At 69.9% G+C, this 24,426-nt stretch carries 23 protein-coding genes; 15 read left to right on the top strand and 8 right to left on the bottom strand.

Going from position 1 to position 24,426, the window contains the following annotated elements:
- Positions 1-29 precede the first annotated feature (29 nt).
- From glk to IPF36_RS22505, 4 genes are all read left to right on the top strand, one after another.
- The gene (gene glk / locus IPF36_RS22520; protein ID WP_195430372.1) at positions 30-1,067 is read left to right on the top strand and encodes a glucokinase; all 1,038 of its coding nucleotides are present in this window, start codon (positions 30-32) and stop codon (positions 1,065-1,067) included.
- Between the two features lie 2 nt (positions 1,068-1,069).
- Entirely contained in the window at positions 1,070-1,765 is a 696-nt protein-coding gene (locus tag IPF36_RS22515; RefSeq protein ID WP_195430368.1) for a response regulator transcription factor, read from the top strand.
- Complete coding sequence (locus tag IPF36_RS22510) at positions 1,765-3,099, top strand: HAMP domain-containing sensor histidine kinase (RefSeq protein WP_195430365.1); 1,335 nt, start codon at positions 1,765-1,767, stop codon at positions 3,097-3,099. Before IPF36_RS22515 ends, IPF36_RS22510 begins: the two co-directional genes overlap by 1 nt.
- Positions 3,100-3,312: 213 nt before the next feature.
- A complete protein-coding gene (locus tag IPF36_RS22505; protein WP_133095580.1) occupies positions 3,313-3,768 on the top strand; it encodes a YccF domain-containing protein in 456 nt (151 codons plus the stop codon).
- Positions 3,769-3,790: 22 nt separating this feature from the next.
- Here IPF36_RS22505 and IPF36_RS22500 read toward each other — a convergent pair whose 3' ends face one another.
- Genes IPF36_RS22500 through IPF36_RS22490 form a run of 3 tightly spaced genes read right to left on the bottom strand, consistent with a single transcriptional unit; the run spans position 3,791 to position 6,161 of the window.
- Positions 3,791-4,258: a MarR family winged helix-turn-helix transcriptional regulator gene (locus IPF36_RS22500; protein WP_135703344.1), complete on the bottom strand. Its 468-nt coding sequence runs from the start codon at positions 4,256-4,258 to the stop codon at positions 3,791-3,793.
- Positions 4,259-4,291: 33 nt separating this feature from the next.
- Entirely contained in the window at positions 4,292-4,471 is a 180-nt protein-coding gene (locus IPF36_RS22495; protein ID WP_135703343.1) for a hypothetical protein, read from the bottom strand.
- Positions 4,461-6,161 (bottom strand): FAD-dependent oxidoreductase, encoded by a 1,701-nt coding sequence (locus IPF36_RS22490; RefSeq protein WP_195430362.1) that lies wholly within the window; start codon positions 6,159-6,161, stop codon positions 4,461-4,463. The genes IPF36_RS22495 and IPF36_RS22490 overlap by 11 nt, the downstream gene beginning before the upstream one ends.
- 192 nt (positions 6,162-6,353) lie before the next feature.
- Here IPF36_RS22490 and IPF36_RS22485 point away from each other — a divergent pair, with 192 nt between their 5' ends.
- The 3 genes from IPF36_RS22485 (at position 6,354) to IPF36_RS22475 (ending at position 10,029) form a co-directional block, all read left to right on the top strand.
- Positions 6,354-8,150, top strand: coding sequence for an OPT/YSL family transporter (locus IPF36_RS22485; RefSeq protein ID WP_195430359.1), 1,797 nt, complete (start codon positions 6,354-6,356; stop codon positions 8,148-8,150).
- A gap of 119 nt (positions 8,151-8,269) precedes the next feature.
- Positions 8,270-9,427, top strand: coding sequence for an acyl-CoA dehydrogenase family protein (locus tag IPF36_RS22480; RefSeq protein WP_133095585.1), 1,158 nt, complete (start codon positions 8,270-8,272; stop codon positions 9,425-9,427).
- A gap of 32 nt (positions 9,428-9,459) precedes the next feature.
- Positions 9,460-10,029, top strand: a complete 570-nt coding sequence (locus tag IPF36_RS22475) for a hypothetical protein (RefSeq protein ID WP_195430355.1) — start codon at positions 9,460-9,462, stop codon at positions 10,027-10,029.
- A gap of 68 nt (positions 10,030-10,097) precedes the next feature.
- Here the strand turns inward: IPF36_RS22475 and IPF36_RS22470 are convergent, their stop codons facing one another.
- Both IPF36_RS22470 and IPF36_RS22465 read right to left on the bottom strand, forming a co-directional pair.
- Positions 10,098-10,487: a PHA-granule associated protein 4 gene (locus tag IPF36_RS22470; protein ID WP_135703339.1), complete on the bottom strand. Its 390-nt coding sequence runs from the start codon at positions 10,485-10,487 to the stop codon at positions 10,098-10,100.
- Between the two features lie 193 nt (positions 10,488-10,680).
- Positions 10,681-13,533, bottom strand: a complete 2,853-nt coding sequence (locus IPF36_RS22465) for a pitrilysin family protein (RefSeq protein ID WP_135703338.1) — start codon at positions 13,531-13,533, stop codon at positions 10,681-10,683.
- Positions 13,534-13,713: 180 nt separating this feature from the next.
- Between IPF36_RS22465 and IPF36_RS22460 the strand changes: the two genes are divergently transcribed.
- Genes IPF36_RS22460 through thpR form a run of 3 tightly spaced genes read left to right on the top strand, consistent with a single transcriptional unit; the run spans position 13,714 to position 16,277 of the window.
- A complete protein-coding gene (locus tag IPF36_RS22460; RefSeq protein WP_135703337.1) occupies positions 13,714-15,198 on the top strand; it encodes an AlkA N-terminal domain-containing protein in 1,485 nt (494 codons plus the stop codon).
- Positions 15,195-15,698: a methylated-DNA--[protein]-cysteine S-methyltransferase gene (locus tag IPF36_RS22455; RefSeq protein WP_135703336.1), complete on the top strand. Its 504-nt coding sequence runs from the start codon at positions 15,195-15,197 to the stop codon at positions 15,696-15,698. Before IPF36_RS22460 ends, IPF36_RS22455 begins: the two co-directional genes overlap by 4 nt.
- Positions 15,699-15,707: 9 nt before the next feature.
- Complete coding sequence (gene thpR / locus IPF36_RS22450) at positions 15,708-16,277, top strand: RNA 2',3'-cyclic phosphodiesterase (RefSeq protein WP_135703335.1); 570 nt, start codon at positions 15,708-15,710, stop codon at positions 16,275-16,277.
- On the opposite strand, the gene IPF36_RS22445 is transcribed toward thpR, so the two are convergent.
- Positions 16,261-16,896, bottom strand: coding sequence for a LysE family transporter (locus IPF36_RS22445; RefSeq protein WP_133095592.1), 636 nt, complete (start codon positions 16,894-16,896; stop codon positions 16,261-16,263). The genes thpR and IPF36_RS22445 overlap by 17 nt on opposite strands.
- Before the next feature lie 152 nt (positions 16,897-17,048).
- Here IPF36_RS22445 and IPF36_RS22440 point away from each other — a divergent pair, with 152 nt between their 5' ends.
- Positions 17,049-17,960 (top strand): LysR substrate-binding domain-containing protein, encoded by a 912-nt coding sequence (locus IPF36_RS22440; RefSeq protein WP_135703334.1) that lies wholly within the window; start codon positions 17,049-17,051, stop codon positions 17,958-17,960.
- A gap of 198 nt (positions 17,961-18,158) precedes the next feature.
- The gene (locus IPF36_RS22435; RefSeq protein WP_133095594.1) at positions 18,159-18,926 is read left to right on the top strand and encodes a flagellar brake protein; all 768 of its coding nucleotides are present in this window, start codon (positions 18,159-18,161) and stop codon (positions 18,924-18,926) included.
- 27 nt (positions 18,927-18,953) lie between these two features.
- On the opposite strand, the gene IPF36_RS22430 is transcribed toward IPF36_RS22435, so the two are convergent.
- Both IPF36_RS22430 and IPF36_RS22425 read right to left on the bottom strand, forming a co-directional pair.
- Positions 18,954-19,802 (bottom strand): IclR family transcriptional regulator C-terminal domain-containing protein, encoded by an 849-nt coding sequence (locus tag IPF36_RS22430; RefSeq protein WP_135703333.1) that lies wholly within the window; start codon positions 19,800-19,802, stop codon positions 18,954-18,956.
- Between the two features lie 509 nt (positions 19,803-20,311).
- On the bottom strand, positions 20,312-22,642 hold the full coding sequence (locus tag IPF36_RS22425) for a patatin-like phospholipase family protein (protein WP_195430352.1): 2,331 nt from the start codon (positions 22,640-22,642) through the stop codon (positions 20,312-20,314).
- Positions 22,643-22,901: 259 nt separating this feature from the next.
- On the opposite strand from IPF36_RS22425, the gene IPF36_RS22420 reads away from it, so the two are divergent.
- The 3 genes from IPF36_RS22420 to IPF36_RS22410 all read left to right on the top strand — a co-directional run bounded on the left by IPF36_RS22420 (position 22,902) and on the right by IPF36_RS22410 (position 24,412).
- A complete protein-coding gene (locus tag IPF36_RS22420) occupies positions 22,902-23,228 on the top strand; it encodes a hypothetical protein (RefSeq protein WP_133095672.1) in 327 nt (108 codons plus the stop codon).
- Between the two features lie 153 nt (positions 23,229-23,381).
- Complete coding sequence (locus IPF36_RS22415; protein WP_240745864.1) at positions 23,382-23,588, top strand: oxidoreductase-like domain-containing protein; 207 nt, start codon at positions 23,382-23,384, stop codon at positions 23,586-23,588.
- The gene (locus IPF36_RS22410) at positions 23,585-24,412 is read left to right on the top strand and encodes an NAD-dependent protein deacetylase (RefSeq protein WP_133095598.1); all 828 of its coding nucleotides are present in this window, start codon (positions 23,585-23,587) and stop codon (positions 24,410-24,412) included. Before IPF36_RS22415 ends, IPF36_RS22410 begins: the two co-directional genes overlap by 4 nt.
- Positions 24,413-24,426: the final 14 nt, after the last annotated feature.

Below are 24,426 nucleotides of genomic sequence, written 5' to 3'. Positions count from 1 at the left end.
TTCTGACTGAAGGGGACGTGACCGACGCCATGGCTGACACCGCCTCCACTCCCGCGACCGCCCGCGCCAGCGCCAGCGCCACCTTCCCGCGCCTGCTCGGCGATGTCGGCGGCACCAACGTGCGCTTCGCGATCGAGTCCGCGCCGATGCAGATCGGGCCGGTGACCGCGCTCAAGGTCGCCGACTTTCCCTCGCTCGAAGCCGCAATGCGCCAGTTCCTGGATGGCCTGGCGGCCACCAGGCAGCGCTTGCCGCGCCATGCGGCGGTCGGGCTGGCCAATCCGGTCACCGGCGATCAGGTCAAGCTGACCAACCACAACTGGTCGTTCTCGATCGAGGGCATGCGCCGCGCGCTCGGCCTGCAGACTCTGGTGGCGCTGAACGACTTCACCGCGCTGGCGCTGGCCTTGCCGCACCTGCCGGCGGACGGCCTGGCGCGGGTGCGCAGCGGCACCGTGGTGCCGGCCGCGCCGCTGGCGCTGGTGGGGCCGGGCACTGGGCTGGGCGTGTCGGGGCTGGTCCCCGCTCCGGGCGGGCAGATGGTGGCGCTGGCCGGCGAGGGTGGCCATATGGAACTGATGCCGGCCACCGACGATGAATGGGTGGCGTGGCGCGCGGTGCATCGCCAGCTCGGCCGGGTGTCCGCGGAACGGCTTTTATCGGGTGCCGGGCTGTCGCAGATCCATGCCGCGCTGGCCGCAGAAACGGGTACGCTTTTGCTCGCGCCGCTGCAGCCGGAGCAGGTCACCGACGGCGCGTTCCAGCGCAACGACCCGCTATGCCAGCGCACCATGACGGTGTTCTTCGGGCTGCTGGGCTCGGTCGTGGCGGATATCGCGCTGGTGCTGGGCGCCCGCGGCGGCGTCTATCTGGGCGGCGGCATCCTGCCGCGCTTCGTGCCGGCGCTGCAGGCCTCCACCTTCGCCGAGCGCTTTGTCGCCAAGGGCCGCATGCGCGGCTGGCTCGAAGACGTGCCGGTCCATGTCGTCACCGCGCGCCACCCCGCGCTGCCGGGGTTGGCGCGCGCGCTGGCCGAGCGCCTGGACCGCGAAGCGGGGAACGCCTAGCCATGCGCGTGCTGCTGGTGGAAGACGACGCCATGATCGGCGACAGCGTCAGGCAGGCGCTGCGGCAGGAGGGCTTCACCGTCGACTGGGTACGCGACGGCGACGCCGGCCTGGCCGCGGCCACGTCGTCGCAGGACGGCGAGGCCTGCTACGACATGGTGCTGCTCGACCTCGGCCTGCCGCGCCGCTCGGGGCTGGACGTGCTGCGCACGCTGCGCACGCGCGGCGTGCCAACGCCGGTGCTGATCCTCACCGCGCGCGATGCGGTCGCCGACCGCGTCGCCGGCCTCAATGCCGGCGCCGACGACTACCTGGTCAAGCCTTTCGACCTGCAGGAACTGGCCGCGCGCATGCACGCGCTCGCGCGCCGCGCCGCGGGACGGGCCGAGCCGCTGGTGACCTATGGCGAGATCGTGCTCAACCCGTCCACGCGCGAGGTCACGCAACGCGGCGAGCCGGTGCGGCTGTCGGCGCGCGAGTTCGCGCTGCTGTCGGCGCTGATGTCGCGGCCGGGCAAGGTCTGGTCGGTGCCGCAGCTGCAGGAGCGCCTGTACGGCTGGGACGACGAGGTCGGCAGCAATACCGTCGAGGTCTATATCCACGCGCTGCGCAAGAAATTCGGCACCGCGCTGATCCGCAATATCCGCGGCGTGGGCTACGTGGTGCCGCGCCTGGACGGCGAGGGAGAGCCCGGCTGATGCGCTCCATCCAGCGAACGCTGCTGTGGTGGCTGGCAGCGGGACTGCTCGCCGGCATTGCCATCGCCACCGCGCTGATTTACGGCCAGGCGCGCCAGGAAGCGAACGCGCTGTTCGACTACCAGATGAAGCAGATGGCCGCGGCGCTGCCGAGCCAGTTTGCCAACCCCGTGGTGCCGCCCTTCATCGGCTCGCCCGGCGACCTGTCGCATGCCGACGAGGATGTCGTCATCCATATCTGGGACGGCTCCGGGCGCAGCCTGTACCTGTCGCACTCGCACCCGGCGCTGCCCGCGCGCGCCGAGCTGGGCTTCTCCAATGTGACCACGCAGCAGGGCGAATGGCGGCTGTACAGCATGCAGCTCGGGCCCACCGTGGTGCAGATCGCGCAGCCGATGAGCGCGCGCCGCACGCTGGCCGCGCGCATGGCGCTGCGTACCGTGGCGCCGCTGCTGTTGCTGCTGCCGCTGCTGGGCTGGCTGGTGTGGATGGCGGTGGGGCGCGGGCTGCGGCCGCTGCGCGAGATTGCTGCCGAAGTGCGCGCGCGCGACGCCACCACGCTCGCGCCGCTGGCGCTGCGGCAGATGCCGGACGAGATCGCGCCGCTCAGCGCCGCGCTGAACCAGCTGCTGGCGCGGCTCTCGCACGCCATCGACACGCAGCGCGCCTTCGTGGCCGACGCCGCGCACGCGCTGCGCACGCCGTTGGCCGCGCTGCAGCTGCAGGCCCAGCTGGTCGAGCGTGCCGACAGCGGCGCTGCGCGCGACGAGGCGCTCGCAAAGCTGCGCCAGGGGCTGGAGCGGCTGACCCATCTCGTCACGCAGCTGCTCACTCTGGCGCGGCAGGAGCCCGGCGCTGCCACGCCGCCGCACGAGCCGGTCGCGCTGCGCGCGCTGGCCACCGGCGTGGTGGCGGAGCTGGCCCAGGCTGCGCTGGATCGCGATATCGACCTGGGCGTGGATGGCGATGCCGACGCCGACGCGGCGCCTGCCATTGTGCATGGCGATGCCGATGCCTTGCGCATCCTGCTGACCAACCTGCTGGACAACGCGCTGGCCTATATCCCGGCCGGCAGCCGCGTCGACGTGCAGGTCGCGCGCGGCAGCGACGGGCGTTCGGTCGAGCTGGTGGTCAGCGACAACGGCCCCGGCATTCCGGCCGGGGAGCACGAACGCGTGTTCGACCGCTTCTACCGCGTGCCGGAGGCGCCGACCGGCGGCAGCGGGCTGGGCCTGGCGATCGTGGCGGAGATCGCGCAGTCGCACGGGGCGCGCGTGGCGCTGGAAGACGCGCGGCCGGGGCTGCGTGTCAGGGTTGTATTTCCAGCGGCCTGAGCCCCGGCCAAAGTCACGCAGAAATGGGTACGCTTTGCAGGTGCGACGCAATGCCATGCGGCGCGCCGCTGCAGGTTTGCGATCGCAATTCAGCCCCGCGAGCCATGCACAGGAGTCATTGCCAGTGGCCAGAAACGGGCACGCAGAAACGGGTACGCTCCCTCGCCGCGCGTATCATCGAAGTCCTCTCCTGCTCACATACAAAAGGCTCGCATGCGCGCAATCGGCAACTTCCTCTGGTTCATCCTCGGCGGCGTGGTGATGGGCCTGGCCTGGTGGCTGGCCGGGCTGCTCTGTTTTATCTCGATCGTCGGCATCCCGTGGGGCAAGGCCTGCTTCGTGATCGGCGGCTTCACCTTCTTCCCGTTCGGCAAGCAGGCCATCAGCCGGCGCGAGCTGACCGGGCGCGACGATGTCGGCACCGGCGCGCTGGGGCTGGTGGGCAATGTGCTGTGGTTTGTGTTTGCCGGCGTGTGGCTGGCGATCGGCCACGTGATGGCGGCGGTCGCCAACTTCGTCACCATCATCGGCATCCCGTTCGCGATCCAGCACCTGAAGCTGGCCGGCATCGCGCTGGCGCCGATCGGCCAGACCGTGGTCACCAACGAAGTAGCCGACGCCGCGCGCCGCGACGGTGCGCGCGCGCACGTGGACGGCTTGCGTCGCTAGGCGTCGTCGCTGGTCTTTGCGGCTAGTCCTCGTCGCTGTCCGCCGCGCCGTCCTGCCGGGCAGCGTGCGCGACCAGCCGGTCGAGCAGGCTGCCCAGCAGCGCCTGCTCATCCTCGCTCAGGCAGCCGAAGATCTCGTCATTGCGCCGCGCAATCATGGCGATCGCCTGCCGGTACAGCGGCTTGCCCTGCGCGGTTAGCGACAGCACCACGCCACGGCCATCGGCGGCGCTGGTTTCCTTGCTGACCAGCCCCCGTTCCACCAGCGCTTGCGCAGAGCGGCTCGCCTGGCCCTTGGTCAGGTTGGCGCGGTGCGCCAGCGCGTTGACCGACAGCGGCGCGAACGCGCCGATCGCGGCCAGGCAACGGCCTTCGCTCAGCAGCAGGCCGCACTGCTCCAGGTAGGCGGCGGCGCTGTCCTTGTCGCTGAGCTTGTTGACCTGGTGCAGGCGGTAGGTCAGGAACTGGTCCAGGCGTGGCAGTGGTTTCATGGCGATGTCCGGTCGGCGTCGGCATTGTAGTGCCTACGCCTGGCTGCGTGCCTCCGCCTCGTCGATCAATGCCAGCACCGGTGCCAGCGAATCCTGCCGGCTCATCAGCCCCAGGCACATCATCGCCAGCAGCAGCGGAGATCGTGCTTCGCCAACGCGGCCCAAGGCCTCGCACAGGCGGGTATAGGCGAGGTCGAGGTCATCAGCTTGCATGGCGGGCTCCGGCGGGTTGGGATTGCGGGGTTTGCATCAGGGGGGCGAGGGTTGCGCCGACCTCGTCCCATGCGGGCGCGCGCCAGCGCGACAGCACGTACCCGTCGGGGCGGATCGCGTAGAGCGTACCCGGCCGGGCACCGTAACGCGCCTGCGCCTGGCCGGCGACATCGGCAAGTGCGCCCTGCGCGGGGCCGGCGTTACCGTTGACGATCACGCGGGCCTGCAGTGTATGCGGATAGGCCTGCACCAGCGCGGCCAGCGGGGCAGGCAGCGTTGGCGAATCACCGAAGTACAGCAGCGTGAAGCGCTGCCCGAAGCATTGCGTCAGGTGGCCGATGCCTTCCGCGCTGGCGACGCGCGCCTCCGGAGCGGGCAACCCGGGCGCGGCGCCGGGGCAGTCGGCGCCGAAGTCGCTGGCGCCGTTCAGCGGCGAACCGGCATAGGCGACCGGTGCCGACTGGCGCGGGTTGATCAGCGACCGCACCGGGCTGCCGCCCTGCGCCAGCCGCAGCGTGGCCTCGCGCATCAGGCGGAAGGCAAAGTCGGGGGGCGCCATGAATTCGGTGCTCTTGGCGCCGTAGGCGATGTTCTGCCGGGTGGCGTGGACGCGTTCGGCCGAATAGGAGTCGAGCAGGCTGTCCGCGGCCTGGCCGCGCACGACCGCTGCCAGCTTCCACGCCAGGTTGCCGGCATCATCCAGCCCGGAGTTGAGCCCGCGCACGCCGAAGATCGGCACCAGGTGCGCGGCGTCGCCGGCGAACAGCACGCGGCCGTGGCGATAGTCCTGCAGCGTCAGGCACTTGGCGTTGTAGATCGAGATCCACAGCGGCTGCCAGGGCTCGGTCTCGCCGATCATGTCGAGGTGGCTCTGCACGCGCGGCAGCACGTTCTCCGGCTTGACCGCTTCCTCGGCATCCTCGTCGTCGCGGATCTGGTAGTCGATGCGCCAGACATCGTCGGGCTGGCGGTGCATCAGGATGGTCGAGCCCGGATTCGACGGCGGGTCGAACCAGGCCAGCCGCTCCACCTCGCGCCGGGTCTTCTGCACGATGTCGACGATGACATAGCGGCCTTCGTACTGGGTGCCTTCCATGCGCAGGCCCAGTTGCTCGCGCACCGTGCTGCGCCCGCCGTCGCAGGCGACCAGCCATTGCGCGTCGACCTGCACCACGCCGTCGGCGCTCTCGATTTCCGCGACCACGCCGCCGTCATGCGGATGCACCGTGCGCACGCGCGCGCCGAAGCGCACCTCGGCCGGCGTGGCGCCCCGCAGCGCGGCCTCGTGCGCGAATGCTTCGAGGTAGTACTGCTGGATATTGACCATCGGCGCAAAGCGCTCGTCCGGCTCGCTCGGCATGCGGAAATGCAGCACCTCGGCGTCGCGGTAGTAGCTGCGGCCGCCTACCCAGGGCAGGCCGGTTTCGACCGTTTGCTGGTCGGCGCCGACCCAGCCCAGGATCTCGAGCGAGCGGCGCGACATGCAGATGGCGCGGCTGCCGGCGCAGTAGCCGTCGTCGGCCTCCACTACCAGCGAGGCGACGCCGTAGCGCGCCAGCAGTGCCGCCAGCGCCAGCCCGACCGGGCCGCCGCCGGCGATCAGCACGGGTACGTGTCGGGGCCAGGGGCGCGGCGTCGCGGGAGGCGGTACCGGTGGCACGGCCGCGCGTGGTGCGGTGGAGTCGGTCATGGCTGGTCTCGTTTGATGTAATTGGTTTCGTACGCAACTATATCCCAGATGGTTGCGCACGAAACCAGTGTTTACCCGGCTGGCTCGGCGGCGCCGCCCTGTAAAGAGAGACAAGTCGCACATCGCCTACCCGGTACCGTGGCCTATGCTTCGCAGAACGCACCCCGCTACTGCTGCCTGCGAACCTTCGCCATGCCAACCCTGCCCACCGACGCCGTGCACCGCGCCAGCTGGCTGCCCGCTGCCGGCAGCTGGCGCTACCACGCGCTGCTGGGCGCGGCCGGCATGCTGGTGCTCGGTCCACTTGGCGGCATTGCCGCCGCCTACATGAATTTCTCGCTGGGCTTCTTTGTCGGTGGCCAGGTGCTGGCCGGCATACTCGGCTCGGTGGTGACGGCCAGCTACGGCGCCCCGGGCCGGCATGGCGCCAACTACATCCAGACCGCGGCGGCATCGGTGGCTGGCATGGGCGGCATGGCGGTGGTGCTGCAGGCGATGACCTGGCTCGGCCTGGCACAGCCGCCGCTGTGGCAGCTGGTGCTCTACATGCTGTGCATCGGCATGTACGGCGTGGGCATCGGCATGCTGTACACGCCGTTGCTGGTGGACCGGATGCAGCTGACGTTCCCGTCGGGACTGGCGGTTGCCAATATCCTGCGCGCGCTGACCGACCCGGTGCTGCTGCGGCGCTCGGTGGCGCGGCTGGGCGGCGGCATGGCGCTGGGGCTGGCCAGCGGCCTGGGCGCGGCGCGCGTGTCGTGGCTGGCGGCGCTGGACCTGTCGGCGGCGACATTCGGCGCGGGCATGATCGTCGGGGCGCGCATCGGCATTGCCGCGCTGGTGGGCGGCCTTGCCGGCTGGGCGCTGACGCCGTGGTTCGTGTCGGTGGGATGGCTCGCGCCTGGCGAACCATATCGCAAGGCCACCTTCCTGGTGGCGCTGGGGATGATCATGGGGGCGGCCGCGCTCGATGTCGCGCTGCTGCTGGCGCAGGCGTGGCGGCAGTGGCGTAGCCGGGCCCCGCGAAAGGCGCAGGCGCGGCGTGGACCCGGCATGGCCTGGGTGGCCGCGTGGGCGCTGCTGTGGGGCACCGCCACGGTCGCGGCGGGCGTCGCGTGGTTCGGCCAGCCGCCGGTCTTCCAGCTGATGGCGGTGCTGCTGGTGCTGGTGTTCGCGCTGGTCAACGGCATCTCGGTCGGCATGGTCGACCAGAACCCGATCTCGTCCGCCTTCGTGCTGACGGTGATCCTGATGGCCGCGGCCGGCTTGCGCGCGCCGCATGTCGGCCTGATCGCGGCGACGGTGCTGCTGGTGGCGACCGCCGAAGCCAGCGACATGCAGCAGGACCGCTCCACCGGCTGGCGCCTGGGCAGCGACCGCATGGTGCAGTTCGGCTACCAGGTTGCCGGCATCGTGGTAGGCGCGCTTGTGGCCGTGGCGATGGCGCGGCTGTTCATGCAGGCGTATCCGGTGCTGGCGCTGGACCAGACACAACTGCCGGCGGACCAGCAGCCGGCGCGCTGGGCCTCGGCCATGACCTACAAGATCGTCGGCGTGCTGCACGGGCTGGCGCAGCCGCGCGCCGCCCAGCATGCCGCGGTCGCGCTCGGGCTGGCCCTGGGGCTGGCTACGGCGGTGCTGCGCAAGGTCATCCTGGGCGGCCCGGCGTGGCAGCGCTTCGCGCAGTCTGGCCGGCGGGGCAGGGTGGCGGACTTTTTGCTGGATGCGGTGCTGTTGCCGTCACCCTATGCATCGTCCTTCGGCGGCTTCGTCAACCTGGCGGCGGCCGGCTGGATGGCCGCGGGCGGCGTGGCGGCAAGCGTCGGCGGCGCTTTGGCCGGGCGCAGGCCTGGGGCGAGGCGTGAGCGGCAGGCGCTGCCCGAGGACATGAGCACCGCATCGCTGCTGGGTGGCGGCCTGATCGCCGGCGACGCGCTGGCGGCACTGGCCGTCGGCCTGGCCGGGCTGCTCGCAGTGACGTGGAACTGACACAGGCGGATTGTCAAATTTTGTTGACGCTTCTGTCCAATCTCCAGTGGATTGTCAAATCGCGCCGCCGGCGTACCATGTCGGCCAGACCGACGTATTGCCTGACCCGGAGAATCCTCATGGCCCTTGACCAAGAATCCTTTGCCCTGCTGCGCGCCTCGGTGCAGCGCTTCATCGACGAACGCCTGAAGCCCGCCGAGGACACGCTGGAAGAGACCGACGACGTCCCCGCCGATATCGTCGCGGACATGAAGGAGATGGGCCTGTTCGGCATCTCCATTCCCGAAAACTACGGCGGCATCGGCCTGTCGATGTCGCAGGAATGCGATGTGGTGTATGACCTCGGCCACACCGCGTTTGCCTTCCGCTCGGTGTTCGGCACCAACGTCGGCATCGGCTCGCAGGGCATCCTGATGGATGGCACCGAGGAGCAGAAGCAGTCTTACCTGCCGCGTATCGCCAGCGGCGACCTGATCATCTCGTTTGCGCTGACCGAACCGAATGCCGGCTCCGACGCAGCCTCGCTGCAGACCAGGGCGGAGCTTGACGGCGACCACTACGTCATCAATGGCACCAAGCGCTTTATCACCAACGCACCGCGCGCCGGCGCCTTCACGCTGATGGCGCGCACCGGCGGTGCGGGTGCCTCGGGCATTTCGTCCTTCATCGTGCCGGCCGACACCCCGGGCATCTCGCTGGGCAAGCCGGACAAGAAGATGGGCCAGCGCGGCACAAAGACCTGCGACGTGGTGCTGGAGAACGTGCGCGTGCCCGCCGCCAACATCATCGGCGGCGTGCCGGGCGTGGGCTTCAAGACCGCCATGAAGGTGCTCGACCGCGGCCGCCTGCATATCTCGGCACTGGCCTGCGGCATGGCGCATCGCCTGATCACCGACGCGGTGGCATATGCCAAGGAGCGCAAGCAGTTCGGCAAGCCCATCGGCGACTTCCAGCTGATCCAGGCGATGCTGGCCGACAGCCAGGCCGAGCTCTACGCCGGCCTGTCGATGGTGCGTGACTGCGCGCAGCGCTACGACGCCAAGCCCGCCGGCAAGAGCGATCCGGAAGTCAGCATGCTGGCCTCCTGCACCAAGATGTTCTGTACCGAGATGGTGGGCCGCGTGGCCGACCGCGCGGTGCAGATCCACGGCGGCGCCGGCTATATCGCCGAGTACAAGGCTGAGCGCTTCTACCGCGACGTGCGCCTGCTGCGCCTGTATGAAGGCACCACGCAGATCCAGCAGCTGATCATCGCCAAGCAGCTGCTGCGCGACTGACCATGCAAACGCCCGGCGCGGCAGGAGTCGACATGGACGATTGGCAGGATCGCGGGCCGGCAGGCCATGACGTTGACACGCCGCACCGCCTGCGCGCGGTGGTGGCGTCCTATCGCACTGCGCTACAGGCGTACACGCTGGCGGTATCGCCCGCGGAGCTGATGGCGCTGGGCGCGGTGCCGGCCAATATGGCGCAGGACAGCGACCCGCGCGCGCACGCGCACCTGGCGCGCTTGCGCGGCAAGGTGCAGGCCAGCGGCATTGCGCTGCCCGGCGCGATCGTGCTGGCGGTAAGCGGCGGCAGCCTGCATTGCGAATGCGATCACCTGTACACGCTGCAGCTGCAGCCATGCCGCGGCGACCGCCTGATCGTGATGGATGGCTACGAGCGCCTGCTGGCGCTGGCGCATGGCGAACGCCGCCAATGCAAGACGCTGGTGTCGGCAGTCATGTGGCGCACGGCGCTGGACAGCGCCGAGCAGGTGTCGCCGGCCGATGCCGGCGAGCTTGCCGAAGCCGATGATGCGGCCGAGTCAATCGCCGCTGCCGCCACGCAATCGTGCGCGGCGCGATGGGCCAACGCGACGCGGGTCTGGCACTGATCGCGCCGCGTGCAATATAGAAGGTCGAAGGCCGCCGGCATGGCGGCCTTTGCTTTTGGTTGCAGCGCTTATTGCTCGCTTTTTGGCTGCGGCCACACTCCATCGACATCGCGCAGCAGGTGCCCCGCGAGAATATAGTCCCCGAGCCGCGTGGCCTTGGCCTCGAGGTCGAGCAGTTCATGGTCCGCCAGCGTGCCGAGATCGAACTGGCAATAGAGATTGCGTTGGCGGAACGTGCCCTTGGGTTTGGCAAGCCCTTCGATCAGGGCTTCGCGGGAGCGGACGGCGATGCTTTCCTGTCCGCGATACTGCACCTTGATACCGCGCTTTTCTCCGAGCCTGCCGAGTTCGACCGCATCCTGCCAGCCTGTCTCGTAGTCCAGCTCCAGCGCCAGCACGTTTTCCGAGGCCAGAAGCCGGAGCGCTTCTGCCTTGCTGCCAGCTCGCACGATTGACATCCACACCTCTTGTATCGACTTATACTGTACGAATATACAGTCAACCCGGGGTCGCGGCAAGAGCCTGCACCGCGGCGATGCCTACATGCCCGGCCTTGCGCGCCCCGGCCGTTAGCCTAGCCGCCCGGGCAGCTGCTGCCTGGCCGGTCCTGCGCTTCCCGCCAGTGCAGCCGAACTTTGTTTCCCCGGTATGTCAGGGCTGCGCGGCCGATGTGGCGCCGGCGGCTTCAGTGTTCGCCCCGCCGCCTGCCTGGCTGCCGCTGGCCGCCTCGCGTGCCTGAGTCGGCTGCGCCGCAGGCGCGCCGCTGAAGTCGCCCGCATAGACGCGCGACATGCCACCCGCCTGCATATAGCGCCGGATCGCGGCGTTGACCGATTCCGTCGTGGCCGCGCGCAGCCGAGCCTCGAGTTCCGCGGTGAAGGCCATGGTGCGGCCCAGGTAGAGCTGGTTGGCAAGCGCACCCGCCAGCGCCGCGTCATTGCTGCGGCTGACCGTGCCCTGCTGCAGCAGGCCGCTGACCGCTTCTGCCAGTTCCGGTGCGGTGATGCCGTCACGTGTGAAGCGCTCGAGCTCGTCGGCGACCGCGCGCTGCAAGCGCGCGAGGTTCTGCGGCGCGTATTGCGCCTGCACGCCGAAGCGGCCGGCGCGGTCGAGCGCGCCCACCTGTACCCAGCTGCTGGCGCCATAGCTCAACCCTTCCTGCTGGCGCAGGCGGTCGGCCAGCCGGCTGCGCAGGCTGGCACCACCCAGCACGCGGTTTGCGATCATCATCAGCGCATAGTCCGGCGAGTCGCTGGTCAGGTCGATCGGCGCCGCGGCCACGTAGACGGCATTGGCCTTGCCCGGCGCGGGCAGCGTGAATTCGGCCGGCGCAATCGGCACGAACGGCCGGTCGACGCGTTCAAACGGCTGCGCCGCGGTCCAGTCGCCGAACAGCTGCGCGACCTGCGCCGCCGCGGCCGGCGCATCGAAGTCGCCTACCAGGCTCAGTTGCGCATTGCCCGCGCCGTAGAAACGCGCGTGGAAATCGCGCACCTGTGCCAGCGTGGCCGCGCGCAGGTCGGCGATGTTCTCGGCAAAGCTGCGCGCGTGGCGCGGATCGCCCATGGGATACGGATCGCCGTGACGGCCCAGTGCGTTCGACGCCATCACGCCCGGCTGGCTCTGGATGCTTTCGATATCCGCGATGCTGGTCTTGCGCAGCGTCTCGAACTCCGCTTCGGGAAAGTCCGGCGCGCGCAGGATCTCGCGCAGCAGTGCCAGCAGTTCGGGCAGCTGCGTCCGGCGTGTCTCGAAGCTGACGGTCACGCGCTCCGAACTGCCGCCGATGCCGACGCGCGCGCGCAGCGCCTCGATGCGATCGGCGATCTGCTCGCGGTTCATGCCGGCGGCGCCGCGCCGAAGCATTGACGCGGTCATCGCCCCCACCGTGGTCAGCCCTTGCAGGCTCTGCACGTCGCCCATGCGCAGCACCAGCACGCCATGCACCACCTCGCCGCGCGCGGGCTTGGGCAACAGGGCTAGCTGCATGCCGTTGGCCAGCGTCTGGCGCGTGGTATGTGCGTCGATATTGGCGGGGCTGGGGTCGAACGGCGCGACCGCGGCCAGCGCCGGCTTGCCCTGGTAGCCGCTGACCATCGCGGCGACATCAGGCTTGCCGGGCACCTGCGCGCGGGCTGGCTGCGCGGACGGTACGAACAGGCCCACGGTGCGGTTTGACGACTGCAGGTAGTTCTGTGCCACGCGCTGCACGTCCGCCAGCGTGGTGGTCTCGATGCGATCGCGGTTCAGGAAGAACAGCCGCCAGTCGCCTTTTGCAATGGCCTCCGACAGGGCGATGCCAAGCGCGCCGGGGTCGCTCATGTAGTGGTCGTAGGCATTGCGCATGCGCACGCGTGCGCGTTCCAGCTCGGCTTCGGTCACGGGGGCCTCGGCAAAGCCTTCGACCTGCGTGATCAGGCCCGCGCGCGCGGCTGCCAGCGACTGGTCCCTGGACGTCTCCGCCATGAACAGCAGCGTGCCGGGGTCCTTCATCGCATAGAACGCGCTGCCGATCGAAGCGGCCTGGCCGCGCTCGACCAGCGCCTTGTACAGGCGCCCGCCGGGCGTGTCGCCGAGGATGATCGTCAGCAGCGACAGCGCCGTGGTGTCGGGATGTGCGCCGGGGCTGACGTGGTACTGCGCGGCCACCAGGCTGTTGTCGCCGGGCCGCATGATCACCAGTTCGCGCGCGCCTTCCTGCGCCGGCTCGACCGTATGCTCGGGCGGCAGCACGCGCGTGGGGCGCGGGATCGGGCCGAAGTAGCGCTCGATGCGTGCCAGCGTGGCGGCGGGATCGAACTTGCCCGCCACCACCAGCACCGCGTTGTCCGGCTGGTAGTAGCGCCGGTAGAACGCGCGCAGGTTGTCGATGCTGACGTTCTCGACGTCGCTGCGCGCGCCGATCGGTGCCTTGCCGTAGTTGTGCCAGCGGTATGCGGCGGACATGGTCTGCTGCATCAGCATGCGCGACGGGCTGTTCTCGCCCATTTCCATCTCGTTGCGCACCACAGTCATCTCGCTGTCGAGGTCGGCCTTGGACAGCACGCTGTTCACCATGCGGTCCGCTTCCATGCGCAGCGCCCAGTCGAGGTTTTCGTCGCTGGCGGCAAAGGTGCCGAAATAATTGGTACGGTCCTGCGTGGTGGTGCCGTTGACGCTCATGCCGCGCCGCGCGAACTCGGTCGGAATGGCCTTGCCCGGCAGCGAAGGCGTGCCCTTGAACAGCAGGTGCTCGAGCAGGTGGGCCATGCCGGTCTCGCCATAGTTCTCGTGGCGGCTGCCCACGAGGTAGGTGATATTGACCGTGGTGGTGGGCTTGGCCGCGTCCGGGGCCATGACGATGCGCAGGCCGTTGGGCAGGCGGTATTCGGTGATGCCCTCCACAGTGGCGACCTGCTGCGCCTGCGCAGGCGATGCCGCCGGCACCGGCTGCACGGGTTGCGCCGGCGCGGGCAGCGGGGCCAGCAAGGCAAGCATCGACAGGTGCAGGGCAAAACGGCGCATGGCATCTCCGGTGTGGGCTGGCTGCCGGGTAATGAGCTGAAGGGGGGCGCGGCAGTGGCGCAAAGCGCAATTCTAGCCGCCGCCCATACCCGGAACTGTGCCGCAGCCCACCTCTGCATGCCAGAGGGAAATGTCCGAATCCAGCCGGTGCCCAGGCGGCCGAAGCGGTAGCATGCCTGCATGAACCTTGATCCCGACACCTGCTACAAGGCCGTGGCATCGCATGACCGCCGCTTCGACGGGCGCTTCTTCGTAGGCGTCTCCTCGACCGGTGTGTACTGCCGGCCGGTGTGCGCAGTACGCACCCCCAAGCGCGAGAACTGCACCTTCTACGAAAGTGCCGCCGCCGCCGAGAAGCACGGCTTCCGGCCCTGCCTGCGCTGCCGCCCGGAACTGGCGCCCGGGCACGGGCTTGCCGATATCTCGGGCCGGCTCGCGCAGGCCGCCGCCACGCTGATCGACGAAGGCTTCATGGCCGAAGGCAGCGTCACCACGCTGGCCGCGCGCATCGGCGTGACCGAGCGGCATTTGCGGCGCCTGTTCGATGCGCAGTTCGGTGTCTCGGTGCTCGAGTACGCGCAGACCCAGCGGCTGCTGCTGGCCAAGCGCCTGCTGGCCGACACCGCGCTGCCGGTGACCGAGGTGGCGCTGGCGGCCGGCTTCGGCAGCGTGCGCCGCTTCAACGATGTGCTGAAGACGCGCTACGGCCTGACCCCGCTCGCGCTGCGCCGGCGCGCTGCCGACGGCGTGGCCGACCGGCTCGTGTTCGAGCTTGGCTACCGGCCGCCGCTGGCGTGGGAGGCGCTGCTGGGCTTCCTGGCCGCGCGCGCGGTGGATGGCATCGAAGAGATCCGCGACGGCGCCTATGCGCGCACGCTGCGCGTGGAAGCGGGCGGCACCGTGCATGACGGCTGGGTCCGCATTGAGCATGTGCCGCGCCGCATGGTGTTGCGCGTGACCTTGTCGGCGTCGCTGGCGCGCGCGATCCCGCAGGCGCTGGGCAAGGTGCGGCGCCTGTGCGACCTGGGCTGCCGCCCCGATGTGGTCGACCGCCATCTCGGCGAACTCGCGCAGGCCGTGCCGGGCATGCGGTTGCCGGGCAGCGTCGACGGGTTTGAGATTGCCGTGCGTGCGGTGGTGGGTCAGGTCATTTCGGTGGCGCACGCGCGCCGCATCCTGGCCGCACTGGCGCAGCGCGCGGATTCGGCGGCAACGCTGCCCGATGCCCTGCCGGGCAGTCTGCGCTACCTGTTCCCGAGCGCCGCCGCCATCGCCGCCATGCCGCCGCAGGACCTGCGCGACGCCGGCGTGCCGGCGGGCAAGGCGCACACGTTGCAGGCGCTGGCGCAGCGCGTGGCCGACGGCACACTCGCGCTTGACGCGCACGCGCCGCCCGAAGCGACCGTCGCGGCGCTGCGCGCCATCGACGGCATCGGCGACTGGACCGCGCAGTACGTCGCCATGCGCGCGCTGGGCTGGCCCGATGCCTTCCCTGGCACCGACTATGCGCTGCGCAAGGTGCTGGGCGTCGGCACCGTCAGTGCAATGCACGCGCGCACTGCGCAATGGGCGCCGTGGCGCGCCTATGCGGCGGTCCACCTGTGGCATCGCTATGAGACCATGAAGGACGCGCCCGCCGCGTCCGAACCGGAGACCATGACATGAGCAGCTATCGCCAGATCGACAGCCCGCTGGGCACCATGCTGTTGCGCGCGGAAGGGACGCACCTGACCGGCGTCTTCTTCGCGGGGCAGAAGTACTATCCCGCCAACGTGGCAGCAAGCAGTGGCGAAGCATCGCTGCAGGAGGCGGCCGTGCTCGAACGCGCCGCGCTGGAGCTGGCCGAATACTTCGCCGGCAAGCGCGACGCCTTTACCGTGCCGGTGCGCTTCGCGGGCAGCCCGTTCCAGCAGCGCGTCTGGCACGCGCTGCAGGCCATTCCATGCGGCGCAACGGCGTCCTACGGCGAACTGGCCGGCGCCCTCGGCCTGCCGCCGACGCACGCGCGCGCGGTCGGCGGCGCGGTGGGGCGCAACCCGCTGTCCGTCATCGTGCCCTGCCATCGCGTGCTCGGCACTGCCGGCGCGCTGACGGGCTACGCCGGCGGCATCGAGCGCAAGCGCGCGCTGTTGCGGCGCGAGGGTGTCGGCCCGGCGGGCGCTTGAGCCGGCGCCATGCCGCGCCTGTTTTTCGCCGTGGAAGTGCCGCCGGCGCGGGCGGAGCGGTTGCTGTCGACCCTGCCGGAGGCGACCGGCCTGCGCCCGGTGCCGGCCACGCAGGTTCATCTGACCCTGCATTTCCTCGGCGAATGCGGCGTGCCCGAGGCGCAGCTGAACGCCGCGCTCGACGGACTCGCAGCGCCCGCCTTCACGCTGCAGGCTGCAGGCACCGGCCGCTTCCGGACCGGCCAGGGCTCGGTGCTGTGGGCCGGCCTCGCGCCGGGTCCCGGGCTTGACGCACTGCGCGCGCTGCATGCCGCGGTGGGGCAGGCGCTGGCACAGGCCGCCGGCATCGAGCCGGAGCGCCGCCGCTACCACCCACACCTGACGCTGGCACGCTGCCGCCCGACGGTACCCGAGGCCATGTTGCGCGCCTGGCTCGACGCGCAACGGATGCTCGCCAGCGATCCCTGGCCGGTGCAGCGGCTGGTGCTGTTCGAAAGCCGGCTGGGACCGCAGGGCGCGGAGCACCTCGTGCTGCAGGCGTGGCCACTGGCCCGGCCTGCTGCTACGCCAGGTTGCTGAGCCCCAGCGCGGCCCCGAGCCCGCACAGCGCCGACCCGATGGCGCCGTCCAGCAGACGTTGGCGGCGCAGCATCGCCGCCCGCAACGCCGGCGCGGCGAATACACCGGCCACCAGGCTGAACCACGCCAGGTGCGCCAGCGACATGAACGCACCGTAGCCGAACTGCACCGGCACCGGCGTGTGCGCGTCGACCACCTGCGTATAGGTGCTGACCACGAACAGCGTGCATTTCGGGTTCAGCGCATTGGTCAGGAAGCCCATGCGCAAGGCCGCGGCCGGCCGCAGTGCCGGGGCGCCGTGCAGGTCGACCGCCAGCGGCGCGCGCCGGCGCAGCGTCTGCAGGCCGATCCACACCAGGTAGGCCGCGCCCAGCGCCTTCACCACCGTCAGCACGCTGTGCGCATGCGCCATCAGCAGCGCCACGCCGAACATCGTGTACAGCACATGGACCTGCACCCCCATTGCGATGCCAAGGGCGCTGAGCAGCCCGGCGCGGCGGCCGTACAGGTAGCTGTTGCGGGTCACCATGGCGAAATCCGGGCCGGGGCTGACCACGGCGAGCACGGTCACGGCGGCGACCGCCAGCGGTTCGACGACTGGAAGGGCAACTGGAATCATTTTGTGTGAGGTTACGTTGGGGTTGAGAGCCGATCGCCGCCGCCGGACTAGGCCGGCACGGCAAAGCGTACCCAATTCTGCGTGCCACAAACGAGACCCACAACCGATATATACTCGCGCAAATACGTGAGAAAAACTGACTGAAAATCCCGATGCACTGGCTGGGCTGGATCCGCTTTTTCGAGGCTGCCGCACGCCACGAGAGCTTCGTGCGCGCGGCCGAAGAACTGCACCTGACCCACGGCGCGGTCAGCCGGCAGATCCGCCAGCTGGAAGACACGCTCGGCGTGGCACTGTTCGAGCGGCGCAACCGCGGCGTCTTCCTGACCGATGCGGGGCGCACGCTGTTCGCCGCCGCTTCACAGTCAATGGAGATGCTGGCCGGCGCCGCGGCGCGCATCCGCACCCAGCCGCCTGGCCGGGCGCTGGTGCTGTCGTGCGAGCCGACCGTGGCAATGCGCTGGCTGATCCCGCGCCTGCCGCGCTTTGCCGCGCGCCACCCTGACATCCCGCTGCACCTGATGGCGGCGGGCGGCCCGATCGATTTCGCGCGCAGCGGCGCCGACCTGGCGCTGCGGCGCAATGACTTCGCCTTCGAGCCGCGCTGGCACGCGCGCGAGGTGGCGCAGGAATGGGTCGGGCCGGTGTGCCGCCCGCTGCTGGCCCAGGGTCCCGCCGCTGTTCCGGCACGGCTGCATACGCGCACCCGGCCCGATGCCTGGCAACGCTGGCTGGCTGCCGCCGGCCCTGACGCGCAGGCCGTCCGCTTCGAGGGCGATGCCTGGTACGAGCACTTCTACCTGAGCCTGCAGGCCGCGGCGGCGGGCCTCGGCTGGGCCATGGCTTCGCGGCTGATGGCCGCCGACGAGATCGCCGACGGGCGCCTGGCTGCCCCGTTCGGCTTCACGCCGGACGGGTCGGCGTACCATCTGTTGTCGCCGGCGCCGTTCGAGCACGACACGCGCCGGCTGCTGCTGCTCGCGTGGCTGCGCGACGAGGCGCAGGCAATGCTGGCGCCGGCCGCATCCCCGGCGGGGCCGCCATTGGAGCCGAAGGACGCCTGAAAGCGGCGCAGGCGCTACCCCCCGTAAGTCTGTGCTCAAGTTCTGCCACAGTTTTGCCGAAGGTGTCGCCATGAGTCTTGCCGGACGCGGGGGCACGCGCTTAACATGCGGCGCGCGGCCGGCAGGCCGACTGGCTGCCGCGCCCCCACTACACCCCCAGCCGGCGGCATCCCGCTATACCAGACGTTGCGTGAATCCATGAATCAGCACGAAGCCACCGGGGCCGGCACCGGAACCGAGACCGACACTGCCGCCGCCGACACGCCGGCGGACGATCGTTACCGCCTCACGCACAACTCCCAGATCGGCACCGTGCTGCGCGACCTGTCGTGGCAGAAGTGCATGCTGAGCGTGCGCACCCGTACCGGGCACCAGTTCGTCACCTCGATCCTGCAGGTCGATCCGGTCAACCGGACCTTCGTGTTCGACTGGTGCAATGCCGACGCCGAGCGGCAGTCGCTGATGACCTCGGAAGAGAATGCATTCTCGGGTTTGCTGCGCGGCGTGCCGGTGAACTTTATGGTGGGGCAGCCGGCCGCGACCCGCTTCGAGCAAGGCCCGGCCTTTGTCGTCGAATTTCCGGAGAAGCTCTATCACTTCCAGCGCCGCCGCCATTTCCGCGCGCGCACACTGGTGACCAAGGGCTACCGCTGCGAAATCCGGGGCGCCGACAATGCGCTGCTGTGCCTGGACATTGCCGACCTGTCGCTGTCCGGCGTCGGGCTGCGCTCCAAGAGCGTCACCGAGGAACAGTTGCCGGTCGGTACCACCGTGGCCAAGTGCCGTCTCGACTTCCGCGAGCTGGGCAAGGTCGAGCTCGACCTGCAGGTGGTTGGCCACTGGCTGGTCGGCCATGACGGCAACGCCATCCACCACTTCGGCTGCGCCTTTATCAATCCGGACGGCCGTATGGAGAACTTCCTGCAGCGGCTGGTATTCGCGCTGGAGCTGGCGCACCGGGGCTGAACATCCCGGCGCGCGAGGCGCGGCCCGTCAGGAGCCGATCAGCCGCCCGATGGCCGCCGCGGCTTCGCGCATCGGCGGCAGCAGCCGCGTGATCATCTCGCTTTCCGGTACGCGCGCGGCGCGCACGCTCACGCTCAGGCCAGCCAGCACGATGCCGGAGGCCGAGCGCACCGGCACGGAAATCGCGCGCAGGCCCGGCTCCAGCTCCTCGTCGACGATCACGTAGTCGACTTCGCGTGCCCGCGCGAAGCATGCCTCCAGCTCCTGCCGCGACACCTTGGTCTGCAGCGTGCGCGGACGCAGCTCGGCATGCTCGAAAAAGCCGTCGAGCACCGAGGCCGGCTGGTGCGCCAGCAGCAGCCGGCCGTTGGAGGTGCAGTAGGCCGGCAGGCGGCTGCCCATGCCCAGCGAGTAGTTCAGGACCCGCTGCACTTCGGAGCGGACCAGGTAGAGGATGTCGGTGCCGTCGAGGATGGCCAGCGCGCAGGTCTCGTGGATGCGCGCGCTCAGGTTGTCCAGGATCGGCTGCGCCAGCGACACCAGCGAGGTCGAAGAGAAATACGCATGCCCCAGGTGCAGCACCCGCGGGCGCAGCGCGAACTGGCCCTCCTGCTGGCTGACATAGCCAAGCTGCTCCAGCGTATAGAGGCAGCGCCGCACCGAGGCGCGCGACAGCTGCGTGCGCTGCGCCACCTGCGAGATGGTCAGCGGACGCTTGCGTTCCGAGAAGGCCTCCAGCACGGTCAGCCCGCGCGCCAGCGACAGCATGAAATTGGGATCGCCGGCAAAGCTGCTCAGCAAATCGGCCTGCGGCCGGGCGACGCGGACGGTGTCGGCCTGTGCATGGCCGAGACCGATGGGGCGGAGGACTTCCATTGGGCTGTGCTTGTCCGGGTTCGTTGTTCGATAATCGCGCAATCTTAAACCGGCTTGGCGCAACGGGCCAGCATTGCGTGCATCCAACTGTGTCCCGGTGGCCACGATGCGCGTTTAGTGATCGATGCGATACCTCCCGAGCAGGTGGCGTTGCACCAGCACCGTCAGGAAGCCCGCCGCCATGAAGGTCAGCGTGGCCACCGGACCACGCGACAGGCCGCTGTGAAATGGTGAAACCGATCTGCATGGAAACCTCCGCGAGTGCGGCCGGCAGCGCGGCCCGAGGCGGGGATAGGAGGTGGGCAACCATGCTCGCGGCCGTTGCCCGAATGCGCGACCGCCCATAAAAAAGTCGCCGCTGGGGCAGCGGCGACCGGGGAAGGGTCGTCATTCAAGAGGGGGTCTTGCTGACGGGAAAAGTATAGACCTTTGAATTAAGACATTACATACAACTTCGGTGGGGTACGCTCGCATCACACGCGCGGCCCACGTTGCGGTGGACCCGCGTCTCAGAACGGCTTGCCGAGGAAGAGGTAGAAGCTGTATGTCCCGGCCGCGGCCCGGCCATAGGCGAAATAGAGTGGCCCGAGCGGGCTGTCCAGCGCCAGGAACAGCGATCCCGACTTGAGCAGCCCGGTCGGGCTTCCCGGCACCAGCGGCGCACCCATGCGGCCTGCCTCCAGCGAGAAGCCGGCGTAGATGCCCTGCAGCAGCGTCTGCCGCGCCAGTTTGTTGTAGTAGACCAGCCGCGCAAACTGCAGGTTGCCGCCCAGCAGTTGCCCGGTCGCATAGCCGGATTGCTGCAGGAAGCCGCCCCACTGGAACAGGTCATAGCGCGGCAGCGGGTTGCCGACATTGGTGCCGGCCTTGAGCCCGAGCGACACGGTATGGTTTCCGATCGAATGGGCATACACCAGGTCGCCCTGCGCCTTGATATAGGAATCGTCGGCACCGAGTCCCGGTTGCGAGGCATAGACCCGCAACGAGCCAGCATAGCCGAAGCGCGGGAAGTCGACGCTGTCGAGCTGGTCGAAGAAGAGCCGGCCGGTAATTGCGCCGCGCTTGATCCTGCCGGGGCCCGGCGACAGCGCCTCCGGGCCGGTGCTCAGCGTGGCGTCCAGCGTGCCGGTCTGCACGCCCAGCCGCAGCTCACCGTACTTGGTGAACTGGCTGCCCACGTCCAGCGCTACGTCAAGGCGGCGCAGGTCATAGGTGGCCAGGCGGGTGCTGCCCTGGAACACGTTGACCGGGCGGCGCTCCAGCTCGATGCGCGGGGCGATGAAGAAGTACTGGCGCGTGTTCAGCGGCTGGTAGAACTCGCTCGTCAGCGAAGTAGTCTGGCCCACCTGCAGATCGGTGCGCCATTCGGCGCCAAGCGAGTTCAGCCAGGTGCGCCGGTAGCTGCCGATCAGGTTGAAGAACGCATCGCCGCGGAAGTCCGTGCTGAGCCCGAGGCCAAAGCGCAGGTAGTCCGGCCCGTACGATTTCTCGACCGCATTGACCACCAGGATGCGCTTGCCCGGCTCTTCCATGATGCCGTAGTTGACGTGCTCGAAGTCGCCGGTGCCGAACAGCCGCCGCATGTCCTGGTCGAGCGTGGCCTGGTCAAGCGGCTCGCCCGGCTTGGTCTCCATCACCGCCGTCGCAAACTCGGGATTGACGCGGTGCAGCGGCGCCAGCTCGATCGCATCCACCGGCCGCGTGTCGGGCGGCGACACCGCCTGCTGCGCCGCGCGCAGCTGCGCATACTGCGCCGGCGGCAGTGCCAGCGGCGCGAGGCGCTCGGCCACCTTGCGCGCCGCGGTTTCGCCGATGGGGATGGTGGCGGTCAGGTGGTCGAAGTCGGTCGCGGAAAAATCGCCGAGCGCGGGCTCGATCAGCACGTCGGCGGGGCCCAGCGAGGCCAGCGAGGCGCGCACGTTCTGCTCGGTCAGGATGTTGAGCATCTGGCCTGTCACGCCGATGACCGAGGTCAGCTCCTCGCGCTTCATCAGCGGCGTGCCGAGGTTGACGGCGATGATGACATCGGCGCCCATCGCGCGCGCCACGCCGACCGGCAGGTTGTCGGTGAGCCCGCCGTCGACCAGCAGCCTTCCCTGGTATTCCGCCGGCGCCACCGCGCCCGGCACCGACATGCTGGCGCGCATCACGTTGGCCAGCTCGCCGGCGTTGAACACGACCGGCGTGCCGGCGACGAGGTCGGTGGCGACGGCGCGGTAGGGGATCGGCAGCTTGTCGAAGTCGCGGTAGCCGGGCGTGCGCGCCAGCTGGCGCAGCACCGTCTCAAGCTGCACGCCCGAGACCGCGCCCTTGGGCAGCAGCAGCCCTCTCGTTTGCACGCCGATCTCGGGCGTGAACAGGTTGGTGAAATCGTCCTGCTTGCGGCGCACGGTCAGGTCCTTGCGCGGCGGGCGTTCCTTGAACAGCTTTTCGGTGCTCAGCCCGCTGACCAGCCGTTCCATCTCGGCGGGCGACATGCCGGTGGCATAGGCGCCGCCCACCAGCGAGCCCATGCTGGTGCCGGCGATGCAGTCCACCGGCACGCGCAGATCCTCCAGCACCTTGAGCACACCGATATGCGCGGCGCCGCGCGCACCGCCGCCGGACAGCACCAGGCAGATGCGCGGACGCGCGCCGCGGGCCGGCGCGGCGCTCACGGCGGGTGTGTCGATCGCGGCGGGTGCCGGGGGCATGATCGCTGGTGCCGGCGCGAGTGCGGAGTCAGGCGTTGCGTCCGGCGCTGCGTCCGGCGCGGCCCGGGCGCCAACGGCAAGGCAAGCCGCCAGCGCGAGCGCTGCCAGCCGCAGGATCCGCAACCCCCAGGGTGTGGCTGCCTTCATGTCGTCGTCCGTTCAGCAGGCAGCCGCAATGCGGCGCCGGTTGCCCGGTCTGTGCGCGGCCGGGATGGGCGTCGGCTTATCTTCGGGCAAAACGCGGCGCACGGGCCGCCTGGAGTGCGCGCCGCAAAACAATTCATCATGCCGCTCGGAAGCGTGCAGATCGGCATCCGCTGCCGGGAGCGCACTGCACAGGCCGCTTGCAGTGACTAAGATGAACGCAGACCAGGGCGGGCGCAGCCCGCACAGAGGGGGAATCGCCATGACCGCACTGGTGGAGTGGACCCGCGAACATACCTGCCGGCTGTTCCCGATGTCGGCCGAATACCATCGCGCCGGGGGCAGCGAGGTGCAGGTGAGCTGGCAGGCCGAGCCGCCCGGCTCGCCCGGCCGCTGCCGCATCAGCGCGTCGCTGGCATTCGACCAGGACGTGATTGACGCCGTCTACCTGGCCGACCCGGCCGAGCTGGCCCGCATCGGCGCGCGGCTGGCAGACGTGGTGGCGCGCTGGCTTGCCGACGACGACATCGCCTGCCTGTCCGGCACCGCGCTGGTGATCCCGGTCGGAAGCGTGCTGCTGAACCACTGAGCGCCACTGGCCCGGCGCTGCAGCCACGTGGCGGGTGGCGGGGTGGTCGGCGGCGTGGTGGGCGGCGTGGGGGCGGCGTGGTTGGCGCCGGCGGCATATACTGGCGGCTGATCCGCCATTTCCGCCCGCAGCGGCGTGCAGTCCGTGTCCCAAGTGTCTCCCGTCAACCCTGTCGCCAACCCCGCGGACGACCCGCGCCCCGTGCCGCCCGAACGGCCCGGCGACGACGAATGCTGCGGCTCCGGCTGCGATCCGTGCATCTTCGATTTCTACTACCAGGAGCTGGACCGCTATCGCGAGGAACTGCGCGCGTGGGAGGCGCGCCATGCGGCGCGGCACGCGGAGGATCCGGCCAGTTGAACGCGCTGCTCGACTTCGTGCGGCGCCATCCGCGCCTGTTCGTGCTGACCGGCGCCGGCATCAGCACGGATTCCGGCATCCCCGGCTATCGCGACGCGCGCGGCCAGTGGCAGCGTTCGCAACCGATCACGCTGCAGGCCTTCCTAGGCTCGCACGCCGGGCGCCAGCGCTACTGGGCGCGCAGCATGCTTGGCTGGCCGGTGGCGTGGCAGGCGCGGCCCAACGGCGCGCACCATGCGCTCGCCCGGCTGGGCGAGCATGGCCGCCTGGGCGCGCTGGTCACGCAGAATGTCGACGGCCTGCACCAGCGCGCCGGCAGCCGCGACGTGATCGAGCTGCACGGCAGCCTGGCCAGCGCCATTTGCCTGGACTGCGGCGCACGCCATGACCGCGCCGGCCTGCAGGACTGGCTGCTGGACCAGAACGCCGCGCTGCGCGACGTGATCGCCGAGCCCGCCGCCGATGGCGACGTGCATTTCGAATCGCCGCTGTTCGCGCAGTTCCGCGTGCCCGAGTGCGGGCGCTGCGGCGGCATCCTCAAGCCTGACGTGGTCTTCTTCGGCGAGTCGGTCCCGCGCGTGCGCGTCGATGCCGCGCGCGCGGCGCTCGAGGCCGCCGACGCGGTGCTGGTGGTGGGCTCGTCGCTGATGGTGTATTCGGGCTACCGCTTCTGTGTCTGGGCCGGGCAGATGGGCAAGCAGGTGGCGGCGCTCAACCTGGGCACCACGCGCGCGGACGATATGCTGGCGCTGAAGGTCGAAGCCGGCTGCGCGCCCACGTTGCAGGCGCTGGTGGCGCAGCTCGAATCGGACACTGCGCGCTGAACTCCGGCGCGACC

This window comes from Cupriavidus sp. IK-TO18, from assembly GCF_015549295.1.
Taxonomy (GTDB): Bacteria; Pseudomonadota; Gammaproteobacteria; order Burkholderiales; family Burkholderiaceae; genus Cupriavidus; species Cupriavidus oxalaticus_A.
The sequence above is the reverse complement of the archived record's forward strand: the minus strand, read 5'-3'. Positions and strand labels throughout refer to the sequence as shown.